Annotated in this window: 16 protein-coding genes and 1 pseudogene; 10 read left to right on the top strand and 7 right to left on the bottom strand. The window is 33.6% G+C overall.

Annotation, left to right across the window (positions count from 1 at the left end; genetic code table 11):
- Positions 1-354 precede the first annotated feature (354 nt).
- Complete coding sequence (locus tag RAH41_RS18200) at positions 355-1,953, top strand: Ig-like domain-containing protein (protein WP_331224499.1); 1,599 nt, start codon at positions 355-357, stop codon at positions 1,951-1,953.
- 138 nt (positions 1,954-2,091) lie between these two features.
- On the opposite strand, the gene RAH41_RS18195 is transcribed toward RAH41_RS18200, so the two are convergent.
- The 3 genes from RAH41_RS18195 to RAH41_RS18185 all read right to left on the bottom strand — a co-directional run bounded on the left by RAH41_RS18195 (position 2,092) and on the right by RAH41_RS18185 (position 6,040).
- Positions 2,092-3,426, bottom strand: a complete 1,335-nt coding sequence (locus RAH41_RS18195) for a (Fe-S)-binding protein (protein WP_331224496.1) — start codon at positions 3,424-3,426, stop codon at positions 2,092-2,094.
- Positions 3,423-4,835, bottom strand: a complete 1,413-nt coding sequence (gene glcD / locus RAH41_RS18190) for a glycolate oxidase subunit GlcD (RefSeq protein WP_331224494.1) — start codon at positions 4,833-4,835, stop codon at positions 3,423-3,425. The genes RAH41_RS18195 and glcD overlap by 4 nt, the downstream gene beginning before the upstream one ends.
- A gap of 86 nt (positions 4,836-4,921) precedes the next feature.
- A complete protein-coding gene (locus RAH41_RS18185) occupies positions 4,922-6,040 on the bottom strand; it encodes a CdaR family transcriptional regulator (protein WP_331224493.1) in 1,119 nt (372 codons plus the stop codon).
- Between the two features lie 218 nt (positions 6,041-6,258).
- Here RAH41_RS18185 and truA point away from each other — a divergent pair, with 218 nt between their 5' ends.
- Positions 6,259-7,002 (top strand): tRNA pseudouridine(38-40) synthase TruA, encoded by a 744-nt coding sequence (truA, locus tag RAH41_RS18180; protein WP_331224492.1) that lies wholly within the window; start codon positions 6,259-6,261, stop codon positions 7,000-7,002.
- Between the two features lie 212 nt (positions 7,003-7,214).
- Here truA and RAH41_RS18175 read toward each other — a convergent pair whose 3' ends face one another.
- The 4 genes from RAH41_RS18175 to RAH41_RS18160 all read right to left on the bottom strand — a co-directional run bounded on the left by RAH41_RS18175 (position 7,215) and on the right by RAH41_RS18160 (position 11,560).
- The gene (locus RAH41_RS18175) at positions 7,215-8,405 is read right to left on the bottom strand and encodes a MalY/PatB family protein (RefSeq protein WP_331224490.1); all 1,191 of its coding nucleotides are present in this window, start codon (positions 8,403-8,405) and stop codon (positions 7,215-7,217) included.
- A gap of 20 nt (positions 8,406-8,425) precedes the next feature.
- Positions 8,426-9,988 (bottom strand): maltose/glucose-specific PTS transporter subunit IIBC, encoded by a 1,563-nt coding sequence (gene malX / locus RAH41_RS18170; RefSeq protein WP_331224489.1) that lies wholly within the window; start codon positions 9,986-9,988, stop codon positions 8,426-8,428.
- 189 nt (positions 9,989-10,177) lie between these two features.
- On the bottom strand, positions 10,178-10,948 hold the full coding sequence (locus RAH41_RS18165; protein ID WP_331224487.1) for a MurR/RpiR family transcriptional regulator: 771 nt from the start codon (positions 10,946-10,948) through the stop codon (positions 10,178-10,180).
- A gap of 189 nt (positions 10,949-11,137) precedes the next feature.
- Positions 11,138-11,560, bottom strand: a complete 423-nt coding sequence (locus RAH41_RS18160) for a VOC family protein (protein ID WP_331224485.1) — start codon at positions 11,558-11,560, stop codon at positions 11,138-11,140.
- An 865-nt stretch (positions 11,561-12,425) separates the two neighbouring features.
- On the opposite strand from RAH41_RS18160, the gene RAH41_RS18155 reads away from it, so the two are divergent.
- The 8 genes and pseudogenes from RAH41_RS18155 (at position 12,426) to RAH41_RS18120 (ending at position 25,976) form a co-directional block, all read left to right on the top strand.
- Positions 12,426-15,932: a S8 family serine peptidase gene (locus tag RAH41_RS18155; RefSeq protein ID WP_331224482.1), complete on the top strand. Its 3,507-nt coding sequence runs from the start codon at positions 12,426-12,428 to the stop codon at positions 15,930-15,932.
- A gap of 364 nt (positions 15,933-16,296) precedes the next feature.
- On the top strand, positions 16,297-17,151 hold the full coding sequence (locus RAH41_RS18150; RefSeq protein ID WP_331224481.1) for a MurR/RpiR family transcriptional regulator: 855 nt from the start codon (positions 16,297-16,299) through the stop codon (positions 17,149-17,151).
- A 403-nt stretch (positions 17,152-17,554) separates the two neighbouring features.
- Entirely contained in the window at positions 17,555-19,933 is a 2,379-nt protein-coding gene (locus tag RAH41_RS18145; RefSeq protein WP_331224479.1) for an immune inhibitor A domain-containing protein, read from the top strand.
- Between the two features lie 203 nt (positions 19,934-20,136).
- Positions 20,137-21,201 (top strand): annotated as a pseudogene (locus tag RAH41_RS18140) (DUF871 domain-containing protein).
- Between the two features lie 147 nt (positions 21,202-21,348).
- Positions 21,349-21,957 carry a methyltransferase gene (locus tag RAH41_RS18135; protein WP_331224477.1) on the top strand — a complete coding sequence of 203 codons (609 nt, stop codon included), beginning with the start codon at positions 21,349-21,351 and terminating at the stop codon, positions 21,955-21,957.
- Positions 21,958-22,040: 83 nt separating this feature from the next.
- Positions 22,041-23,132 carry a threonine aldolase family protein gene (locus RAH41_RS18130; protein ID WP_419471627.1) on the top strand — a complete coding sequence of 364 codons (1,092 nt, stop codon included), beginning with the start codon at positions 22,041-22,043 and terminating at the stop codon, positions 23,130-23,132.
- Between the two features lie 48 nt (positions 23,133-23,180).
- Positions 23,181-23,579: a VOC family protein gene (locus tag RAH41_RS18125; RefSeq protein WP_331224476.1), complete on the top strand. Its 399-nt coding sequence runs from the start codon at positions 23,181-23,183 to the stop codon at positions 23,577-23,579.
- A 174-nt stretch (positions 23,580-23,753) separates the two neighbouring features.
- The gene (locus RAH41_RS18120) at positions 23,754-25,976 is read left to right on the top strand and encodes a glycoside hydrolase family 65 protein (protein ID WP_331224474.1); all 2,223 of its coding nucleotides are present in this window, start codon (positions 23,754-23,756) and stop codon (positions 25,974-25,976) included.
- Positions 25,977-26,034: the final 58 nt, after the last annotated feature.

Genomic DNA, 26,034 nt, shown 5'->3' with positions numbered 1-26,034 from the left:
GGTACTCAAAAAAATGAAAGGGTATGTAGGTAAAATATAATTATCATCAAAAGTTTAAAGGAGGATTGGGGAGCTGTTCAGGAAGGCAGAAAAAACGCATAGTGATAGTTTGTTGGTTTAATCCATTCATTAGGGGAGGTGATATCAGAAATGAAGTGGTTGTTCAATCACACCAAGTTTTGATACTACTTTGTAGGGTAATTTGTGATTAAATTAAATCGACATTAAGCATTGTTCGGCAATCAAAAAGTTTTATTAGTTTAAGGCAAAATTTTTATTGCACTTGGGTAGTTATTAACGGATACTAAAAAGAGGTTCACTTTAATGAACGAAATAAAGAGGGGAAAGAATATTATGATGAAAAAGGGAATTTTATCTTTAGCAACGTTAGGTTTATTAGCTTCACCATTATCCTTCACAACTGCACATGCAGAAGGAAACAACTCTGAAGCAAAAAATATGTTTAGAGATAGACAGTTTAATAACTTAAGTGTTAAACCAAACTTTAATCCATATAATAAAAGTCAAACTTTCGGTGTAGCAAACTATAGTGCTGCAGCAGAGGATGATTATGATTATTTAGATGAAATAGAGTCTAATGATACATTTGACTCAGCAGACAAATTACCATTTGAAATAGACATGTTTGGCCAGTTACTTCCGAACAGTGACATAGATTATCATAAAGTCGTTGTACCTAGCGATGGATTAGTTTATATTTCTGGTTCGAACTATTCTGATAATATTGATCTGAAATTTAATATTTTTGAAAAAGACCGCGCAAACACTGGTAAAATCAAATTGTTAGAGAACGATTATGATGATTTTGGCGAATATTATATTGTTCAAATAAAAGCTGGTACATACTATGTTGGTGTTTGGGATGGCGATAAACTTAATAACAACACAGAGGATGACGAATACTCAGTTTACACAGAATTCTATGACAATGTAGCACCGACTAAACCAACTGTAAACAAAGTTGATAATAATGATGTAGTTGTAACCGGAAAGGCTGAAGCGAATTCTACTGTAACGGTTAAAAACGGTAGTACGGTACTAGGAAGTGCAAAAGCGACATCTACTGGAACGTATTCAGTTAAGATTCCAGTTCAAAAAGCAGGAGTAACTTTAAGTGTTTACGCTAAAGATTCAACTGGTAATACTAGTGTAGCTGCTACAACAAAAGTTGTTGACGTAATTGCGCCTGCAAAACCAATTGTTAACAGAGTTGATAATAACGATGTAGTTGTAACAGGTAAAGCTGAAGCGAATTCTACTGTGACAGTTAAAAACGGTAGTACGGTATTAGGAACTCCTACAAAAGCGACATCTACTGGAACTTATTCAGTAAAGATTCCAGTCCAAAAAGCAGGAGTAACTTTAAGTGTTTATGCTAAAGACGCTGCTGGTAATACTAGTGTGGCTGGAACGACAAAGGTCGTTGATGTTATTGCTCCATCTAAACCAACTGTAAACAGAGTTGATAACAACGATAAAGTTGTAACAGGTAAAGCGGAAGCCAATTCGACTGTAACAGTTAAAAAAGGAACAACAATCCTAGGAACTGTAAAAGCAACATCTACTGGTACTTTCTCAGTGACAATCCCTGTTCAATATGCAGGTACAACATTAACTGTAACGGCTAAAGATGCTGCAGGAAATGTAAGTGCAGGTACAAGTGTAGTGGTTGTGGACGTAATCCCACCATCTAAACCAACGATTAATCGTGTAGATGACAATGATTTAAAAGTTACTGGAAAAGCTGAAAAAGGTTCAATTGTGACGGTTAAAAAAGGTACTACAGTACTAGGATCTGCAACAACTAACACTAGTGGAGTTTATTCAGTTAGTATCAAAGCACAGAAAAAAGGAACAGTTATTTCTGTAACTGCAAAAGATAAAGCAGGTAATACAAGTGCTGCTGCAACATACACAGTTGTACAACATTAATATTAATATTAATATTAATATTAATATTAATATTAATATGGAGCCAAGGATTCATTCCATAGCATTTTATTGCATAAAGTCATGTGAATAGTAGGGCAGTAAAAAACACAAGGAAAATTAAATTCCTTGTGTTTTTTATTAGTTTGCTTTATATTCAGCTGCTTTTAAAAGTAAATCAACTATGTGTACTACTTCCACATGATCAGATTGATTCTCTCGATCTACACCTAACTTCATTTGTAATAAGCACCCAGGGTTAGCTGTTACAATTGTAGTTGCTTGTGTTTTTGTTGCTTGCTTCATCTTGTAATCTAGTATTTGCATGGACATTTCGGATTCGACGATATTATAAATACCAGCTGAACCACAGCAACGATCTGCATCTTTCATTTCGTGATAGTGTACATTTTGAATTGACTTCAATAAGGTTCTTGGAGCAGAAGCAGTTCTCATGACATTTCTTAAATGGCATGAATCCTGATACGTAATAATTTGTTCTGGTAAACTTAATTTTACTTTCTTATGAAACTCAACTTCTACTAAAATTTCTGATATATCTTTTAGTTTATTTTTAAAAGCAAGAGCTCGCTCTTTCCAATTTGGATCGTCTTTTAGAAGATGATCATAGTCAATTAGAAAACCACCACAGCCTCCTGCATTTGTAATGATATAATCTACTCCGAGATTTTCGAAGGCCTCAATGTTTTTCTTTGCCATATCTTTTGCAATCGACTTTTCACCACTATGACCATGTAATGCACCACAACAAGCTTGGTCTTTTGGAATGACAATTTCACAACCAGCTAATTGTAAAAGCTTCATCGTTGCATTGTTTGTTTCTAAAAACATTGTATCCATTAAACAACCAGAGAAAAATGCAACTTTCTTTACTTTTTCTTTTAATGGTGGCAAATAGTCAGGGCGTGACTTCATTTCTTTCATAGTCGGGACCTTTGGTAAAACCTTTTCCATTGCCGATAAATTGTTTGGGATCAACTTCATAATTCCAGCTTTTCTTGCAACGACTTGAAGGCCTGTTCGTTGATATAAACCTAATAAACCAACTGCAAGTCTCATACGTTTTTGATGCGGGAAAAGTTCTTTAAATACAACTTTACGAACAGCACGTGCTGGAAGTGAATGTTTTTTGTGTTGAGCAATAATATCTCTAGCTTCTTCTAGTAGATGACCATATTTCACACCAGAAGGGCAAACAGGCTCACATGCACGACATCCAAGACAAAGCTCAAGTGTACGTTCCACATCTTCATCCGGTTCAATTAATCCATCCGTTACTGCTTTCATTAAAGCGATACGACCACGTGGTGAGTGTGATTCTTTTTGACCTGATTCAATATAAGTTGGACAGCTCGGTAAACAAAAACCGCATCGCATACAGTTTAAAAGCTCATCTTCGTTCATACGCTCTTTAAATTGTTGACCGATAGCTTGTTGTTCTTGAAGTGTTGTCATTTTGATACCACCATTCTTTTACGACTGTCTTTTGCAAAGACCTTACCTGGATTCATAATATGATTTGGATCTAAAGCTGATTTGACAGCAAGCATTGCGTTAATGCCTTCTTTACCAAGCTTTAATTCAAGGTAAGGAGCTTTTACAATACCAACACCGTGTTCACCTGTTATCGTGCCACCTAGTTCAATTGCTTTTTCAAATATCTCTGCAAATGCCATTTCTACGCGTTCCATTTCTTCGTGATCACGAGCGTCGGTAGGACAAGTAGGGTGTAGATTTCCATCACCTGCATGGCCGAATGTACAAATTTTAACATTATGTTTTTCAGCAATCACATTAATTGCAGATACCATCTCAGCAATTTTAGAACGGGGAACAGTTGCATCCTCTAAAATTGTTGTTGGTCTTAATTGTGCAAGAGCTGAAAGAGCAGAGCGTCTAGCCGTACGTAATGCTACTGCTTCTTCTTCTGACTTGGCTACGCTAACTGAAATACATTTTTCTTGCTGACAAATTGATTTGATTAATTCGATATCTCTGTTTACAACTTCACTTGGACCATCTTGCTCAATTAATAGGACAGCTTTAACATCAGTCGGTAGTCCAATCTGCGCAAAGTTTTCAACTACTTCTAAAGTAGGTTGATCCATAAATTCAAGGGAAGTAGGAATAATTTTATTAGCGATAATTTTAGAAACCGTTCTGGCTGCATCTTCCAAGCTATCATATAATGCAAGCATTGTTTTTTTCGTTTCTGGCATTGGAATAAGCTTTAATGTAGCCTCAGTAATAATACCTAAAGTTCCTTCAGAACCAACGAATAGACGAGTAAAATCATATCCTGCAACATCTTTTGCTAGCTTTCCACCAGTTCGAATAATGTCTCCGTTTGCTAATACGATTTCAAGTGCGATGACATAATCACGTGTTACACCATATTTTAGTCCACGTAAGCCACCTGAATTTTCATTAATATTGCCGCCAATTGTAGAAATTTTCATTGAGCTTGGATCTGGTGGATAAAATAAACCTTTTTCTTCGATTGTATTGATCATATCAAGAGTCACTACACCGGGCTGAACTGTAATTGTTAAGTTTTCTTCATCGATCTCAAGAATATTGTTTAAATGTTTAAATAAGATAACGATACCGCCATCGGTTGGACAAGTACCACCGCATAAATTCGTTCCAGAGCCTCTAGGAACAATCGGAATATGGTTTTTGTTACAGATTTTAACGATTTCGGATACTTCTTTAGTAGAACGAGGACTAATGATTGCATCCGGAAGAGATTGCAAATTTGGTGTAGCATCGTAAGAATAAACGAGTCTCTCCACTTTTGAATCATCATAATTTTCTTTACCAACAATTGCTATAAAACTTTGTGCAATGTCATTTGTAATCATAAATATATTCCCCCCATTTTCTTAACTCAAGTATAAAGAGTTAGTAGATGAATTTACTATAGAGGAACATACAGAAAAAACACCATTTAACGGTGTTTTTTTGTAGAATCATCTAGTAGGTATGTTCCGATATACAATTTTACTAAATCTTGGATATCTTTCGGATTCAATTTCGTTAATTCAGTAATTTTACCTAGGCGATACAGAAGTGTATTTATATGAATATGTAACGATTGAGCGGTATTTTTAAGAGATTGATTTTGATTTAAATACTCTTTAATTGTAATAAATAAATCCTCTTCATTTAATAAAGGTGCAATTGTCCGCTCTATAAATGTTTTCTTAATCTCTTGTGAAAGTTCCTGCAGAATTAAATCAATTGTTAAATCTTCATCAAAAATAATTGAACTAGTTTTTAACGCAACTTTTAATGCGCGATCCGCTTGATGATATGAATGATGTAATTGTTTTGGAGTAATTTGTTGCCCAACGCCTGCAGCAATGGGTGAGTTTAATCGAGCTTTTATCATTTCATATAAATCATCTATTCTTTGTAGTGTATGAATATCTTTATTCGTATCGTCAACTTTCGCTAAAAATACAATTCGATTATTGCCCCAACGAACAAATACGTCATCTTTATTTCGATTCGCCAAATCAATGATTAATTGTCTTGTATCAATCGGGACTTTATTCGTATTTTCCCATTCAAAAATGATAACCTGCCTATTATAATTTAAATCAATATTTAGCATAGTGGCACGTTCATAAAAATAATCATCCCACTCAATATTCTGAATCCAATCAAATACAAATGCTTCTAACGTTCTTTGTTGCAAATCAATTTGATCTGTATAATAGTTTTCTCTAATTATTAATTCTGTCATCCTACGTAGCATTTCTCCAAAAGGCGATATTTGCTCGGGATTTCCTGTAATGCCTATTACTCCGACTATTTCATTTTGGAAATAAATAGGTAGATTAATTCCAGCCTTCACACCGCTTAAACGATTTTCATCATCAGATGTAATTGTGAACGTTTTTCGTTCATTAATTGCAATTAATGAGCCTTCATGAAATGTGCCTGTTCGTGCTGGGTCTGTACTTGCTATAATGATGCCATCTTTATTAATAATAATGATATCTTCTTGTATTAACTTTCTAACTTCATTAATAATCTTTAATGCCAACTCATCAAGTACCATGTCAAACTCCCTTAAAATTGTTACTATTAGTATAATGTAAAATGTATCATGTAACATTTCTACTATATAGTCTTAAAGTAGTTTGTGAAAAAGTGAAACAAGTTATGAAATTAGAGCCAATAGGCTAAAAATAGGATATGTCATAAAAAAGTGGTAAAGTGTTAAGAGCAGGAAGAAGGTAAGTAGTACATACATAGCGTTGGATAAAGGAGCAAGAGATGAACAATTATAAATTAGTCATACAATACGATGGTGGCCGATATAAAGGCTGGCAAAGGCTTGGTAATGGTGAAAATACAATTCAAGGTAAAATCGAGAATGTAATTTCAGAAATGGTAGGAAGAGAAGTTGAAATTATTGGAAGCAGTCGAACTGATGCAGGTGTACACGCATTTGAACAGGTTGCTAATTTCAAAATAAAAGAGAACATGCCTGAAATAGAAATTAAAAGTTATTTAAATCGTTATTTACCTAAAGATATTAGTATAAAGGAAGTATCGATTGAATCTGACCGTTTCCATTCTAGATATAATACTAGTGCAAAAACGTATATATACAAAATTTGGAATGAGGAATATACGAATCCATTTATGCGCAAATATAGTATGCATGTAGAAGAGAAACTAGATCTTAAAAAAATGAAAGCTGCAGCCAAGTACTTTTTAGGTGAACATGATTTTACAGCCTTTTCAAATGCTAAATCTAAAAAGAAATCGATGGTACGAGAAATTTACTCGATTGATTTTGAAAAGATAGACGGATTTATTCAAATAAGAATAAGCGGAAATGGTTTCCTATACAATATGGTAAGAAAAATCGTAGGAACACTAATTGAAGTTGGAGCAGGTAGATTACAAGCTGAAAATATATCGAAAATAATTGAATTAAAAGATCGTGCTCAAGTGAGTAATCTTGCAGATCCAGGCGGCTTATACTTGGAGAAGATAGAATTTAAGTCATAATACTAAAAAGCATTGGAATTTATGGATTCCAATGCTTTTTTTACGTTTGTTCATAATTATTTTTCTTGCTAGCAACTCCGAAACAAGCGCTTTCTTTAAATAAAATCATAAGGAAAAATCCAATATGCAATATTTAACTATTTTCTCAAATGAATAACCCTCTAAAAGAAGTAGTTTTCTGATTTTCTACCTTTAGAGGGTTATTAAATTAATTATTTCTTACTTTCTAAGTAATCTATAGCTTTTTTTAGCCGATTTAATCCTTCAATAATCTTAGATTTGGGACATCCAATATTCAAGCGGATAAATCCTTTCCCAGCCTCACCATAGGTCTCACCGGGCATGATGGCTACTTTTGCATGATGAACAAGTGCATGTTGTAATTGCTCACTGGAAAATGGTAGCCCTGAAATATCAATCCATGCTAAGTATGTTGATTCTGGTAATGTAAATTTAAGTTTTGGAAGATGAGTGTTTAGATAATTTTCTACTGTTTTTAAATTATCATTAGTATATTCGACTAGTTCATCAACCCAGTCCTCACAGTTTTTGTAGGCTTCAATTGTCGATAGTGTCCCAAAAATGCTTGCAGATGAAAGACCATCTCGATTTTTTAAAGATAGAAGAAATTCATTTTTGATCTTTTGGCTTGGTAAAATCATATATGATCCAACTAGCCCTGGAGTGTTAAACGTTTTACTTGCAGAAGTACAAATACATACATTCTCCAAATTGATGCTAGTTTTTATAATCGGGATATGGATATTAGGTTCATATACGATATCCATATGAATTTCATCAGAAATGATAAATACATTATGTTTATTACATAAACCTATAATCCTTTCCAATTCATGTTTTGTCCAAACACGTCCTGAAGGGTTATGCGGACTACATAGTAAAAGAATCTTGGCACGCTCGTGAGAAAGTTTTTGTTCTAAATCGTCAAAATCGATTCGATATTCTCCATTTTCGTAGATTAATTGATTGTCAGAAATGAAACGATTGTTATCTTGTATTACTTTAAAGAAGGCATCATATGCAGGAGTTTGGATAACGACATGATCCCCAACATTTGTCAAGTATTCCATTACTTTTGAAATTGAATAAATGACACTAGGACTATAAACAATCCAATCTTGTTTAATTTCACAGGAGAATCTCTTATGAAACCAATCGATTATTGATTCTTTAAATTCAGCGTGATTCCATCGCGTATAGCCGAAAATACCATGTTTCATTCGCTTTTCTAACGCATGTATGATTTCATCAGGACTTTGAAAGTCAGTATCTGAAATAGAGAATGGTAGTAAATTCGGCACTCCAAATCGATCTTCAATATAGTCCCATTGTGTACAATAAGTACCGGTCCGATCAACGATCTGATCAAATTTGTATTTCATTTCGTACAACCCCAATTTATTTAAGATGATAATTTTTCTAATTGTGTTTTAAGAATACCAACTTGTGGACCAATAACGACTTGTAAATTGTGTTCGTCTAATTTTACAACACCGAGTGCACCACAATCCTTTAGAACTTTTTCATTAACGATATTCATATTATCTACAACAAGTCTTAATCTTGTAATGCAGTTATCTAGTGATTGAATGTTTTCTTTGCCACCTAAAGCAGTAAGAATTTTTAATGCTTGGGCATTTGTGCCTTTTACCAATGGTGCCTCACTTTGTTGATCATCAATTTTTTCTTCTCTACCAGGAGTTTTTAAATTATATTTCAAGATTGCATATCTGAAAACTGAATAGTATACGGTAAACCAAATTGCTCCTATTACAGGTACAAGATACCATTTTGTTTTTACTCCTTGTAAAACGCCAAAGATAATAAAGTCTAATATTCCACCATCTGTATTACCAATTGTTAAATGTAATAGAGCCATAACCATAAAACCTAGTCCCGTTAAAATAACGTGAATGAAATACAAAGGTGGAGAAACGAATAAGAATAAGAATTCAATTGGCTCAGTGATACCGGTTACAAAAGTTGCAATCACGCCAGAAATTAATAGCCCCTTAATTTTATTGCGATTTTCTGGTCGGGCAGTATGATAAATCGCAAGCGCAACTGCAGGTAAACCAAACATGAATGTAGGCATTTTTCCTTGAGATAAGAAAGCTGTCGCTGATGGACTGATTGGGGCACCAGCTTTTAATTGTGCATAGAAAATATTTAGAGCTCCAGAAACCGTTTGACCGTTAACAACTTCTGTACCACCAGCTTCCGTGAAACGAATCATTGCAACTAAAATATGGTGAAGACCGAATGGTAATAGTAAACGCTCACCAGCACCAAATAAAAATGGTCCGAAAACGCCAGATTTTTGAATTAAACTTCCGATACCTGTAATGGCAATTGCGAAAATTGGCCAGATCATCGGAATGATGATCCCAACAACTGATAATGCAAGTGTCGTTATGATTGGAACAAAACGGGCACCACCAAAAAATGCAAATGCATCTGGAAGTTTAATACTATAAAAGCGGTTGTGTAGCAAATAAACAACTATCCCGGCGATGATTCCACCCAATACACCCATTTCAATTGTTTGTATCCCCATAACCATACCTTGACCAGTTTGGCGCATTTTATCTGCCGCTACTAATTGATTTGTTTCTGTTAAATAAAAATTAATTGATAAGTGCATGATGACGTAGCCAACAAATCCGGAGAAAGCAGCAACACCTTTTTCATATCGTACAAGTCCAAATGGAATTGCCATTGCAAATAATACGGGTAAGTATGAAAAGGCGAATCCACCAATAGTGGACATAAAGCTAAAAATAACTTGAAGTACAGAGTTTCCTAAGAATGGGAAAGTCTCAATTGTTGTCGGACTAGTAAATGAGCTTCCGATCCCTAATATAAGACCCATAAAGGCTAATAATGCTACAGGCACCATAAAGGTCTTACCTAGCCCTTGGAAAAATTCCCAAAGTTGTGATTTAACGGACTTCTTCTTTGCCATGTTTTTAGCTCCTTCGTTTTTATTATGTCTTAAGAATACTCACGGCATAATCGTTTAACAACCGTTTGAGGTATTTATGTAAGCGTGTACATTTTTTGTATACTGCTTACTTTAAATAGATTAATAAGAACATAAATAAAAAGAGTCATTAGTGGTCCGAAATAGACGACTTCTGTCTCTTTTGATTATCTAACATATTTTCATTTCGTTTAAATAAGCAATAATAATAAAATCTAGTACCATACTTAATGGAAATCTTGAAGTCATATCAAGCTCACCAAAGTATGTGTTTGTAATATAAGCTTGAAGAGATAAAGTCACTTCTTTTTGTAACCGATTTGAGTGGCTTCCAGTTATGGCAATCGTTTTAACGTTCCTATTCTTTAAAATATGGGCAAATTCTAACATATGTAAAGTCTCACCACTATATGAAACTAGTATGGCTAAATCATTTTCTGTTAAACTATTTGCAGCACTTCGTAGCTCGTCCCAATCAGTTCGAGCATTACATAACTTTCCTGCAAACATTAGCTTTCTAGAAGCGTCGACACAAGCAGGAAGTGAGTTACCAACCCCGAATATTTCAACATGTGTACTTTCGTTTAGATAACTAGCAGCTAGCTTAATTTTTTCTTCATCAATATATTCCAATGTCTTTTCCATTTCTTCTTTCATTCTCTCAATATGTGTATTAAAGAGATAGGAGGTAGAAGAACCTGGACTTTGAACCTTATTTGTTTCCATTGAAAGAGTATATTTTAAATCTTGAAACCCACGAAAGCCTAATTGCTGGCATGTTCTACTAATTGTTGCTGTAGAGACATAAAGCTCTTTTGATAATTCATCAAGATTCAGCTTTGTAATATAATCCGTATTTTGCAGAATATAATCCAATACTTGTTTTTCAAGTTGGCTTAATTTTTCTCTATTTTGTGATAATCGTTTTAATAGTATTTGCATAAAATTTCACCTACTTTTTAGAGAACTAGAAATATATCTTATTATATAGTAAATATTCTGAATGAAAAGAAATTTAGGTTGAAGAGCAAGATGAGAGATATCTCAAGTGAGGAAGTGTAGTAGAAATATGTAAATAAAAGGAAATGAATCCTATGAATAAAGTGTTCATTTCCTTTTTTTATTTATAAATTAAAATTCCCCAGTACCGTGATTAAACATCCAATGAATGCCGAATTTATCTGTTAGGCTACCATAAGCTTTACTCCAAAATGTTTCTTGAAGCTCCATTTCTACTTTACCGCCATCACTTAATTTAGAAAAGACAGATCTAAGTTCTTCAATGTCCTCACTTAAAAAAGATAAATAAATATTATTTCCTTGGTTAAAAGGGAAGCCAGGGAAAGTATCAGAGAACATAACATTACTACCGCTAATGTTCAGTCTAGTGTGCATAACTAAATTTTTTGCTTCTTCAGGTAGTGGATATTCTGGATTTGGGGGTGCTTCACCAAACGTCATAATTTTTGGTGTTTCTGTGTTAAATACAGCCGCATAGAATTCAACTGCTTCACGTGTATTACCATTAAAATTTAAATAAACATCGATTGGCATTTTTTTTCACTCCTAATGTTATGTATTAAGACTTTAAAAGCCTACAAACCCATTCTATCCAAAAAAAGGTAATTTAACAAACTAAGAATTGTGAATTGTATAAAAAAATCTGATTTTTTAGGTGGGGTGAAATAATAGTGGAGGTTAAAGCCATGAAAACGCAAATAAAAAAGGGAAATGGCAATTAAAAACGTGGAATCGCAAATAAAAAAGGGAAATGGCAATTAAAAACGCAGGAATCGCAATTAAAATAGCTAAACCCCACTTAAAACAAAACATAACCAATAAATACATCAAAACAATCAAATTTTGTTAGATGCCATTAAGATACTTCCCAAATTGAAGTGTTTTTTTGTAAACTACTTCATTAATAAGCTAAAAAAGCCTAACTAACCAACACTGCAAATGTTCGGGTGGAAAATAAGTAGAAGTTTGTCGTAAAGATGGTAAAAACTGATTGTTCTGACTTCTGCTAATAGCATATTTTTACCTATTCATAAATTAATAGACCTCAGATGAAAATGGCAAAATGCTTCATTTATTTAATACAACCTAATATAACCTTAAATTGTCTCAACCTAATTAATACAATTTTCCCGAGTTAATAATTTTTTTCGAACATCCTCGACTAAATATGTCAAATTCCACTTTTTTTCTATTTGAATTCTTTAAGTTGTCTCCAAATTGAATAAGCCAAAAGTCCGGTTGAATAACCCAATATGATTATACGAGCAACGTATTTAAACTTAATATAGTATCAAATTTCTTAGTAAAGTTTTAGCAATTCATTGGATCTGTTTGGATTGAATCTATTTGTATTTTAATAGATTAAGAACATTAAAGTTTACTGTAGAGGAGATTAGAAATGAAGAAGAGAAAAAGCTTTCCTTACAAAGTTCTTGCAACGACAACTTTAGCTTCAATGTTGTTTACTTCAACTGGGTTTGCTGAGGGAACAAATGAAAATCAAGTGCCAGCTCCAAGGTTAGATGAGATTGCAAAGCAAGGCCAAAAGATTTTTGCTGAAGAACAAAAACAAACTGGGGAGCAAGCTGTAGACCCATTTGGCTATAAAGATTTAAAAGATGCACAGGCTTATAAACCAAATGAAAAAGTACGTGTAATCGTTGAGGTTGAACAGCCTACAACTTCGGATGATTCTACTCAAACTAAAAAAGTACGTTTTAAAGAGAAGCAAGATCAAGTCATCTCAAAGATTTCAAAGGAAAGATCCGTACCTAAAATTAATCAACGTTTTTATGAAGGTTTTAATGGATTTAGTATGGAGACAGAATATCGTAACTTAAAAGAAATTCAAGAAACACCAGGCGTAACGAATGTACATATTGCAAGAAAGTTCCAACCTTCAATGGGAGCAAGTAAAGAATTAGTACAAGCTCAAAAAGTTTGGCAAAGTTATGGATATCAAGGTGAGGGATTGTTAGTAGCGGTAGTTGATACTGGTATTGATTATACGCATAAAGACATGACAATCACTGAAAAAGGAAAAGCAAAAGAAAAATGGAATCAAGAAAATATTAAAAGTAAACTAGCTGAAACAAGTGTAGGAGAAGTTTGGTATAGTGACAAAGTTCCAACTGGATATGACTGGGCAGATCATGATACAGATGTCATTCCACATGGTTCAGGTAATGAACATGGCATGCACGTAGCAGGTACAATTGGTGCAAACGGTGATGATGCAAATGATGGGGTAGAAGGTATTGCTCCAGGCGTACAATTACTAGCAGAAAAAGTATTCTCTGATACAGGTAATGGGGCATATGAAGATGACATTATTGCAGGAATTGAGCATGCGGTAAAAATGGGAGCAGATGTCATAAATATGAGTTTAGGAACTGATGCAGGATTTGTTAGTGAAGTTGATGATCCGATTCAAAAAGTGATCCGTGAAGCGACTGAGCAAGGTACGCTTGTCGTAGTATCTGGTGGAAACTCTGCTTATAGTACACGAAATAATTTGCTGCAATCTTCTTTAAAACCATATGCTGAAAATCCTGATATTGGTACTGTAGGAGAACCTGGTGTAAGTCCATTCGCATTATCGGTTGCTTCATATGAAAATACAAGTATACATATGAATACACTAAAAGAAGAAAATGGAATACAGCTTCCATACCAAGACCAATCACAATATAACTTTAACCTATCAAAAGTATTATCACCATTAGAAACATATGAAATGGTATATGTTGGAGAAGGCAAAACAGCTGACTTCAAAAATCTTCCTGACTTAACAGGAAAGATTGTTGTAGCAAAACCAAAGGATAGATATGCTACTTACAATTATATTCAATCTGAAGCGAAGAAAAAGAACGCAAAAGCAATCATTCTTGTTCCAGCTGATGTAGATGTCGACTATCCATTAGTTTATTTGAGTCCTTATTTCAATGTTCAGGCAGCTACAACAAGTAAAGCGATAGGGAATGAATTAATTACTAAGTTAAAAAGCGGTTATGTTGTAAAAATGAAACCGTCTAAAGGGCTATATGTTGATAACCCAGATAAAAATAAGATGTCCTATTTTTCTTCATATGGTGCACCACATACATTAGACTTTAAACCTGAAATATCTGCACCAGGAGGTAATATTTACTCAACGATACCAGGTAATAGCTATGAGGTTATGAGTGGTACATCAATGGCATCTCCACATGTTGCTGGTGGTTCAGCATTAGTTTTACAATCACTATATGAAAAAGGATTAAAACATTCAGAGAGTACAGCGTTAAAAGCAAAAATAGCTTTAATGAATACTTCTAAACTAATTCAGGATCCTAGTACAAATAATGAAGTACTCTATTCACCTCGTGTACAAGGTTCTGGACTAATGCAAATTCAAAACGCAATTAAAACGCCTGTACTTGTGACAAGAGAGAAAACGCCACTTGAGCAAGCAGGAGCAGTTGCACTTAAAGAAGTTAACAATAATATTCACTTCAAATTAAATGCAGAAGCGCTTCAAAATCTAAATGTAAAAGATTTAGAGTATCAAGTGTATGTAGATGTATATACAGATGGCAGAGAAACAAAAGAATTTGACCTAGACAATGATGGAAAGTTAGATTCAAAAGAATATTTAACATTAAAAAGTGAGTGTGTACAAGGTGCTACGGCAACTGTAAATGGTGAAACAGTTACAAGTACAGAAGGAAAGACATTAAAAATTAAACCAGGACAAGAAAAAAATCTTGATGTTCAGATTCAACTTCCATCAAGCTTAAAAGATGGTTCATTTGTCGAAGGTTACGTACGTTTAGTTCCTTCTGGAAATAATAGCGATTCAGCAGTACCATTATCAGTTCCTTACATGGGGTATTATGGCATATGGGATCAACCAAAAAATATTGATCCAGCAGCATATGAGAAAGATGCATTCTTAGGCTATACAACTCTATGGAATGATGAAATAGGAGCAGAAGGGGTATTCCCATTAGGTTATGATCCAAGAACAGGAAGTTTTAATATGGATCGAATTGTAATGTCTCCTAATACGCCATTGAAAGAAGTATATCCATCATTTACAGTGCTACGTAACTTAGCTAAAACTGAAATGTACGTAGAAAACGAAAAAGGTGAATTACTTCAATACTTAGGTGATTTTAGTGAATATACTGGTAAGCCGTGGAAATTCCGAAAAAACATTATGTCTTTCAGAGACTATATGAATACTGGATATGGTTGGGATTTAAAAGATCAAAATGGGCAAGTAGTGAAGGATGGCGTTTATAACTATGTAATCAAAACAACACTTGATTATGATGGTGCGAAGCCACAAATCGTAAAACTTCCATTACATATTGACTCAGTTGCTCCTGTTGTTTCAGATATAAAAGTAACACCTAAGAATGGACAGTACGAAATCTCGTTCAAAGCGGATGATGCTGGAAGTGGCTTTAATGGTGCGATCGTTTGGTATAACGGCAAATATAAGCCATTAGCTCAAGGTGTAACATCTACTCTAGTAAAGGAAGAACCTAAGAGTGTTGTAGTATTAGGAGCAGATTATGCATTAAACCAAAGTTATACGGTTTGGGGAGACCCTTCTTATATTAACGAAGGAATGCTTGTTAGCTACTTCAGTGTGTCTCCGAATAAAAATGTAAACGCAAAAACACCTGCAGGAATCAATGCATTTGCAAATAACAATGTAAATTGGAAAATTTATGTTAAAGATTCAAATGGTAATGTAATTGATTCAATGGACGTTCAAGATAAAAATGAAATTCACTTAAATTGGACTCCAGAAGCAGATGTTCCAAATGGTACGTATACCATATCTGCTGATGTATCTAGTAAAGATGGATTTAAAGTTTCAGTAACACCACATACAGTTACAGTACAGCAATAATGATAAAAAGTGTAGGAAGCAATTTTCCTACACTCAGACTGTTGACAACCGCTCGCTTTCTTCGTTGCTTCGCCTGTCTGCGGTGCTCATTACCGTCTAAGGTAACTCCGCACCACCACCAGGCTTCGTGCCTCGAAAGACAAGCGCTTTCAATCAGTCTGAAAATCAAGCTTTAAGTATTTTGTCTACAAACTGAGTGTAGGAAGCAATTTTCCTACACTTTTTTATTTTTAGTAGGTTTTTAAATGTAAAAAGTACTAAAAATTAACATTAATTTGGTTATTAATATGATTTTCTAAACATTTGGTTCATAATAGAGAATAATAGTATTTTGTTTGTTTTTTTATAGAAAGGTGTTTAGTAAATGAAACATTTAACAATCTTATCAAAAATTGAAAATTATATGGATCGATTTACGCAAGCCGAAAAAAAAATCGCTGTATATATAATGGATCATGCTGAAATAGTACCAAACTTAACGACTAAAGATATTTCTAACAATACTGGAGCTAGTGAAGCAAGTGTTGTTAGATTTTGTAAAACAATAGGTATCGGTAGTTTTAAAGCCTTTAAAATAGCATTAGTTCGAGATTTGACTGTAGCTGAAATGAATATTAATGATTTTTCTGTAATGGATAAGAAGGACACGCCGTATGATTTATTTAATAAAGTCACTTACGTAAATAAAGCGGCTATTGAAGCAACGGTATCAACTTTAGATAAAAGAGAATTAGATAAAGCAACCGAAGAAATAGTAAAAGCTAAGAAAATTATATTTTATGGAGTAGGCGGTTCAGCTGTATCAGCTATGGACGGAGCATATAAATTCGGTAAAATTGGCTACCATGCGATTATGTCTCCAGACTTTCATATGGTAATCACTTTAGTAGGTCATATGGAAGAAGGCGATATTTTTGTTGCCGTTTCTAATTCAGGAAAAACAAAGGATGTATTAGAGCTTGCTCGTTTTGCTAAGAAAAAGGGAGCAACGATCATTGCAATTACAAAGCTTGGCAAATCTCCGTTATTTAAGGAAGCTGATATCAAGCTTTGCACACCTGACATGGAACAAGATAATCGAATAGGAAGTATTGCCTCTAAAATGGCTCAACAAAACATAATCGATTCTTTATATGTCATATGCTTTAATCGAATCGGTAACAAAGTATCTAGTAAACTTCATGAGTATAGTGAAGAAGCTGGCAAACTTAGAAGATAAATTAAATCTAGTCAAGGAAGATAGGTAAAAAAATTTTTACTTATCTTCTTTTTGTTATACTGGTAAGGAAAAAAATGTCAAAATTTGAAAATAGAAATTTATATTATATAGTTAAAATTACATGTATTATTTTTTGTTTTTTATTTTAATGCAATTTTAATCATTCAAAAGTTCTAGATATAAAAAGTAGATAAAAAGATTAATATAAGACTAAAGATAGATGCTAAAAAAAAACAAGTTATAAAAATTGACGAAATTCGACGAGCTTTTATGTAGAAAAGTAAATTTTTTGTAAAAATATTATGAATTTTGTAAGTATTTGATGAATAAAACCCTCTATAATCATAAGAATTTTTAGAATATTATTAAAATGTACTTTGAAAATTATTAAGGGGGGCTTATTTTGAACAAGTTTGTTGTAACTAGTTTTGCATCAGTAATGGTTGCTGGAACTTTATTTTCAGGAATTCCATTAAAAACAGCATCATCTGAAAGCTTAAGTAAAGTACATAGTGCATTAGCTAAGCATTCAAAAAGTACTTTAGATCTATCATTAGTAAATGACGAAAAGTTATTAGCTGCGTTAGTTAAACGTGGGGTAGTTTCTGCAAATGCATCTGAAGCTCAGAAACAAGCTGCATTACAAAATTATTTAGCGGTTAAAGGTCAAGTGGATCTAGTAACAGAGAAAGATCCAATTGCTGGAAAAGTAAAGAAAGCAGAAGCTGCTAAACATGGTGAATTTAAAGACTTTACTAATGGCCTATTACACGGAAACGGTAAGAAAAATGGTCAATTAAAAGGCACTCCAGATCCAGTTTCGGAATCAGCTTCACCGGGGATTCAAAAGAAAGGTAAGCTTTTAACGCTTATGGTAGAGTTTTCTGATCTTCCTCATAACAATATTAAGAAGCAGGAAACAGACAACTGGTACCCAGATTATACTCCACAACACTATGAAGATATGATTTTTGGTAAAAATGGTGTGAAAGGTCCAAACGGAGAAACTTTCCTTTCACAAAAACAATATTATGAACAACAATCTGGTGGAACTTATACAGTTGATGGTCAAGCATATGGCTGGTTAAAAGTACCAGGAACAGCAGCATTTTACGGAAAAGATTCTAAAACTGGGCATGATAACGTAACACCAGGTGGATCAAAACAATTAGTAATTGATGCTTATGCTGCTGCAAAAGCTGCAGGCGTTCCTTTACAAGATTACGATTTAGAAGATCCACATGATTTAGATGGAGATGGAAACTATTGGGAGCCAGATGGTTTAGTTGATCACCTTCAAATCATTCACTCAGGTATGGGCCAAGAGGCTGGCGGTGGAGCACAAGGAGACAATGCAATTTGGTCTCACCGTTCTGCTAAATTTGTTGATCCAGATGGACTTGGAAATGGTTTACCTGGTTTTTACGACTACACAATGATGCCAGAAGACGGTGCAACAGGAGTATTTGCACACGAATATGGTCATGATTTAGGGCTACCTGATGAGTATGATACAATTTACTCTGGTGCTGGTGAGGCCGTTGAATATTGGTCAATTATGTCAGCTGGTTCTTGGGCAGGGAAAATCCCTGGAACAGAGCCAACAGGTTTCTCTCCATGGGCAAAATCATATTTTCAATCAACTTTAGGTGGAAAATGGACTAACCCAACTGTTGTAAATTGGGAAGATGTATCGACAAAAGGTACTCAATTCTTATTAGATCAAGCAAATTCACCACTTGGCCAAAACAACCAAGCAATTCAAGTGAATTTACCGAAAAAAGTTTTACCAGTCAATAAACCGGCTGCTGGCACTTATGAGTATTGGGGTGGACAAGCAGACGAAATGGATAACAGCATGGTAACGAATGTTGACTTAACAGGAAAAGCTTCTGCAACATTAACGTTTGATGCTTGGTACGATATGGAAGAGCAATGGGATTTCGCATTTGTTCAAGTTTCAACTGACAATGGAGCAACTTGGAAATCATTAGGAAACACTCACACTAGAAGTGATGTTGTGGCTGAAGGATATCCAACAATCTTAAATTCAATGCCTGGTTTCACTGGGAAATCAAATGGATGGGAAGCACAAAGCTTTGATTTATCAGCATATAAAGGCCAAAAAATTCAGCTTCGCCTACGTTCTGCTACTGACTGGGGTACTTCAAACATTGGATTCTTTGCAGATAATATTAAAGTAGTAGCAGATGGTGCTACAATTGTTGATGACGGTGCTGAAAATGCAACTTCACCATTCACTTTAAAAGGATTCTCAAAATTCGATGGAAACAAATATGCAGATCATTACTACTTATTAGAATGGCGTAACCATAAAGGTGCTGACGAAGGTTTAGCTCACATTAAACGTGGAAACTCTCTATTAAGCTATGACGGTGGTTTAGTAGTATGGTATGTTGATGATAGCTTTACAGAGAACTGGACAGGTGTTCACCCAGGTGATGGTTTCTTAGGTGTTGTAGATGCTCACGACGATACAAACTTATTATGGAACTATGGCGCTGAAGCATCTTCTCGTTTCCATGTAGCGGATGCAGCATTCGGATTAAATCCGACATCAGGTTATAATATCTCATATCCAACAGGGGAAGTATTGAAATCTCCAAGTCAGGAAAGCATCTCTTTATTTAATGATAGCAAAGACTACAATAATGCATTCTTACCAGATGCTGGTCGTAACATCGGACACTACGGTTTAAAAGTTCGAGTTAATGGTCAATCTACTGACAAATCAGTTGGATCAATCGTAGTTTATAAATAATAATGAACAGAAGAAAGGCAACTTAATGTTGTCTTTCTTTTTTTTAGAGATTAATAGGAAACCTCTAAACAAAATAAGAATATATTTCCTTTAATGTGAAATGTAATTTCGTATATCTAATGCATTATATTGACTTTCTATTTCGAAAGTTTAAAATGATAACCAAATAGCTAAATCTATTAGTAGGAAGAAGGAATGAGACTATGCTAGGTATATCAATCTATTTATCTGAAAAAAATATTGAGAACAATAAAAAATATATCGAAGTAGCAAAAAAAAATGGCTTTCATTCTATCTTTACATCATTACACATACCAGAAGATGACCCTTCAACTTATAAAACACTTCTTCAACTGCTTGGTAAAGATGCCATGGAAAATGGAATGGAGCTTATGGCAGATATTTCAGCAAAGTCACTAAATCACTTAGGCTTAGATTACTCAAACGTATGTGAATTACAAAATTGGGGAGTTACTGGATTACGAGTAGATTACGGACTAAATGAAAAACAAATAGCAGACCTTTCTAAAAAAATGAAGATCGCACTTAATGCTAGCACACTTACGCCTGCATTTTTAGATGAATTGCTTAAATGCGGATTACAAACTAAAAATGTAGAAGCTTGGCATAATTTTTATCCCCGTCCAGAAACCGGATTAGCTACAAATTATTTAATCGAAAAAAACAAATGGTTAAAAACCTTTGGAATTTCAACAATGGCATTTATGCCTGGAAATGATGAGCTGAGAGGCCCACTCTTTAAAGGACTACCAACGTTAGAAAAACATCGTGGGATTAATCCTCTCCTAGCTTATTTAGACTTAACTCAAAACTGTTACATTGATAAAGTTTTAGTAGGTGATGTTAGTATAAAAATAGAAACGATGGAGGCTCTTTCAAAAACAAAGGAATTTATTGAATTAAGATATAGACCGTTCTCAAAAGATGAAGATATACTTTCCACAGTGGAGCAAATTCACACCAATCGTGAAGATCCTGCACGCGATTGTATTCGATCAATGGAATCTAGATTATACGGTAGCTTTGGTGAGAAAAGTCTAAAACCAGCAAATACGATCATAAGAAACATGGGCTCTATTACAATTGATAATGAATTATATGGCAGATAGGGTGGTGAGCTACAAATTATGCTTACTAATCTACCAATCGATGAGAAAGTAAATGTAATAGGGATGATTATTGAAGAAGATCTATCATTGTTACAATATATTGGAGCGGGTAAGAAATTTAAGATGAAGCGTGTTTAAATAGTCTGAAAATCAAATTTTGAGGACTTTGTCTACACATTAATGCGTTTTAAATAACACGCTTCTTTTTATATGGTTAGACTGAGCCATTTTTAAACGGTATGATAAAGATACATACAAAATATTAGGTCGAATGGTCGTGGAAAAATGGACGATAAGTATTATGATAATTTGCTGAATATAAAAACAGAGGGAGAGCAAAAAGGATTTAACGAATCCTTTCATTATCATCGATATGAACCAACGCCTTATAGCGCTTTGCAGCAATTATTTAAACAATACATACTTTCAAGCAATGATCGAATAGTTGATTTCGGGTGCGGTAAAGGAAGATTGAATTTCTATCTCAATAGCTTATTTAATGCAACTGTTGTTGGGATTGAAATGAATGAAAAATATTATAACGAGGCTGTTGAAAATAAAAAGAATTACATAAAGAAATCAAAGGTGAATGAAGACAAGATTCTATTTTATTGCTGCTTGGCTGAAGATTATCAAGTTAACCCCTTAGATAATTGTTTCTATTTTTTTAATCCATTTTCAATCCAAATTTTTATGAATATTATCAATAACATTTTAATTTCGGTTGAGCAAGCTAAGAGAAATGTTGACATCATTTTATATTATAGTTCAGATGATTATATTTATTTTTTGGAAAACCAGACTGCCTTTGAATTAAAACAAGAAATTTTATTAGCAGATGCTTATAAGAAAAATCAAAATGAAAGATTTTTAGTCTATCGATTAACTTACTAAATTAATATGATTCAAGGAATTATTGGTCTTTTTATAGAATTTTTTAAGTGGGATAATTTAATAGACGGAAGGAAGAGTTCAATTTGAATAATATGAATCCTTTTATAGAATCATTTAAAAATACAAAACAACAATTAGCAGGTAATGGGTTTAGAACTATTCAAGTACTAATGGATGCACTAAAAGTCTTCAATGGTAGTGAAGAAAGCGATCTTTATGGGACAGGGAATTTTATTGAAGATTTTCAAGAAAAAATGGCACAGTTTTTAGGTAAGGAATCTGCAGTGTTTTTTCCTAGCGGTACGATGGCTCAGCAAATCGCATTAAGAATTTGGTGTGATCAAAAAGGAATGAATAAAGTTGCTTATCATCCTTTATCACATTTAGAAATTCACGAGGAAGATGGTTTGAAAAAACTACATAATATACAGCCTATTTTACTAGCAGATAAAAGTCGTGTTATTGAGTTAGAGGATGTTTTAGCAATGGATGAGGAAATCTCTTGTTTATTACTAGAATTACCACAACGGGAAATTGGTGGACAACTACCATCATACGAAACACTTGAATCAATTTCTTCATACTGCCGTGAAAAGGGAATTAAATTGCATTTAGATGGTGCTAGATTAATGGAAATTCTCCCATATTATAAGAAGACAGCTTCTGAATTATGTAGCTTATTTGATAGTGTGTATCTGTCTTTTTATAAAGGTATTGGAGGAGTAGCGGGAGCAATTCTTGCTGGTGATCGAGATTTTATCGCCGAATCAAAAGTTTGGAAAAGAAGACATGGTGGAGATTTAATTAGTCTTTATCCTTACATAATAAGTGCAAATTATTATTTTGATCAAAGAGTAAATAAGATGGGACAATACTATGAAGATGCAGTAGAGTTAGCCAAATTTTTTAATAGTTGCCAAGCAATCCATACTGTACCAACTATTCCTGTTTCTAATATGTTTCATGTTCATTTTAATGCTCCGATCGAAAAGATTAAAATCATTCTTCAATCTATTCATGAAGAAACAAAAATTGGTATTACTGGTAATTTAAGACCTGTTAATGAGGAAGTTTGTTATTGCGAGATTAGCATTGGAGATTTATATTCAACAATTTCTAAAGAGGATCTTCAAAGTATTTTTACCAAATTAAACGAAGAAATGATATCACTCTAAAACCAAAAATTGTTAAGCAATGAATAAAGAAAAAGGGAGCTGACTTAAATGCAAAAAATTACAACGTTTTTAATGTTTGAAGGACAAGCAGAAGAAGCAATGAATTTTTATATGTCACTATTTAACAATTCAGAAGTTGTGAATATTACGCGTTATGGAGCAGATATGGGTGAGTTTGAAGGGAAAGTAGTACATGCTACTTTCACATTAAATGGCCAACAATTTATGTGCATTGATAGTACTGTTAAACATAAGTTTACGTTTACGCCAGCTGTTTCATTGTATGTGACTTGTGAAACAAATGAAGAAATTGAAAATGCATACAAACAATTAAGTCAAGATGGAGAAGTATTAATGCCTTTACAGTCATATCCGTTCAGTGAAAAGTTTGTATGGGTGAATGATAAATATGGTGTATCTTGGCAATTAACGCTTACAAAAAATTAATAAAGAATTGTAAGAAAAAATCGTGTCGCAAATAGTGACACGATTTTTTGGGTTAATAAGGCTAAAGCTATTTTTAACAAATCAGCTATTATTTTATAATTTCAAGTTTAAAATAAGAAGATTTATTGCAAACTTTTACTATATGAATTTTTATAAAGGTGAGAGTTTAACGATATGAATGAAGTAAATATGATTACTGAAAAAGAATTTGACGAGCAATTAATTAATAAATATGCAAGCTTAATGGCATTAGGTAATGGTTACTTAGGTTTGAGATCTTGCCATGAAGAAGATTATGAAGGACAAACTAGGGGCATGTATATAGCTGGTATCTATAATCAGTTATCTCCAAGTCAAACGACAAAGATTGTGAATCTTCCAGATCTAATTGGAATGGAAATTGAAATAAATGGTGATATTTTTTCGAATTCAACTGGTCAATTTACATTTTATGATCGAAAATTAAATATGCTGACCGGCGAATTAGTAAGAGAAGTAATTTGGAAGAATAAAGATGGAAATCGATTCCACTTTTTGTTTCAGCGTTTTGTTTCAAAGGATGATTTACATTTACTTGCTTCAAAAATTACTGTCACAGCATTAGACTGTAATGCCAAACTTAAAATAAAAACAGGTATTAATGCAGAGTGTGTCAGTCAACAAAAGAATGAACTTACAGAAGAATTAGTAAGAATAATGGATAATCGAATTATGCATGGTGTTTATCAAACTACAGAGACTAAACATAAAATTGCTATCGCAACATGCTGTGTAACGCCTGATGAGAGTGAAGTTTCATATTTTACATTAAATAATCAGCTTCTAGCCTCAATTACACAAGATCTAGTAGTTGATCGAACTGTTGAGTTTTCAAAAATTAGCTCAGTTTATACTTCTAATGATATGTTACGAGGAGAACCTTCTGCGGCTAGTGTTAATACTGTACAGAAATATTTATCAGAGGGTTATGATAATTTAAGAAATAGTACGACAATCAAGTGGCAGGATTTTTGGAAACAAAAAAGAGTGGTCATTACTTCAAAGGATCAAGCAGATCAGTTAGCTCTAGATTTTTCTTTGTACCACATTGAAGCAATGACCCCTTCTCATGATGATCGATTGAGTATAGGCGCAAGGGGATTAACTGGTGAAGGCAATAATGGTTTAATATTTTGGGATACGGAGATGTTTATTGCACCGTTTTACTTATTTACTGAACCAGATGTTACTAAAAGATTACTTAGATACCGCTATCATCATATTAAAGAAGCAAAAATAAATGCATACCAATCAGGTTATGAGGGTACTTTATTTCCTTGGGCAAGTGCTTTTTCCGGAAAAGAAGAAACACAAAAAGGATCAGAGAATAATAAATCACCCGAGCTCGTTCGAAGTTCAAATTTAGCAAAATCAAGTGAACATATTGTAGCTGATATTGCATATGCTGTCGTACAATATTATGAAAATACGCTAGATGAAAGCTTTATGGCCAATGATGGACTTGAACTACTCAAAGAAACTGCTCGATTTTGGGTGAGTAGGGCAACTGATACAAATGGCGATTTAATCATTAAAAATGTCATCGGTCCAGACGAATATACAGTTCAAGTAGATAATAATGCTTATACGAATTACATGGCTTTTTATAATGTGCAGAATGCGCTAAATTATATGGGGAAATACAATGATCCTGATGCTCAATTAAAGCAAAATTGTACTGATTTTTTAAAACGATTATATTTACCAATCCAAAATGATGAAAATATCATTCCGCAAGATGATTCATTTTTAACTAAATCTGAGATTGACTTAACAGAATATAGACAATCCATTGCAAGTAGAGAAATTCTATTGGATTATTCTCTACAAGAACTTTATGAACTACAAGTGTTAAAACAAGCTGATGTTGTCATGTTGCTCTATCTTTTTCCGGATTTGTTTTCAAAGGAAATCGCTAAAAAGAATTTAGAATACTACGAAGAGCGTACTGTTCATGATTCTCCAACAAGTAAAGCAATTCATGCAATTGTTGCTGCAAGATGTGACTACGGGGAAGAGTCTTACCAATTATTTCAAGAAGGCTGTTTAATCGATTTAGGGCCGAATCCAAAATCATCAGATGATGGAATTCATGCTGCGCCTATGGGAGCAAATTGGCTAGTAGCAATCTTTGGCTTTGCAAATATCTCCATGGACATAAATCGTTTAAAAATTGATCCAAAATTACCTTCAAATTGGAATGAAATGATTTTTCCTTTCCTATGGCAAGGAGCAAGACTTGAAATAACAATAACCAAAAAATCGATAATAGTCACAAAGGAATATGGTCCACCAGTATCATTAGAAATTAATGGTGAAACATATAATTTAACAGATAAAATAAAGGTCTCTCTTTAAGTAACGAGGAAAAAGGGAACAAAACCCAATCTTTTATTTAGATTGGGTTTTGTTTTTT

The sequence above is a fragment of the Gottfriedia acidiceleris genome, from assembly GCF_036421055.1.
GTDB lineage: Bacteria > Bacillota > Bacilli > Bacillales > Bacillaceae_G > Gottfriedia > Gottfriedia acidiceleris_C.
The sequence above is the reverse complement of the archived record's forward strand: the minus strand, read 5'-3'. Positions and strand labels throughout refer to the sequence as shown.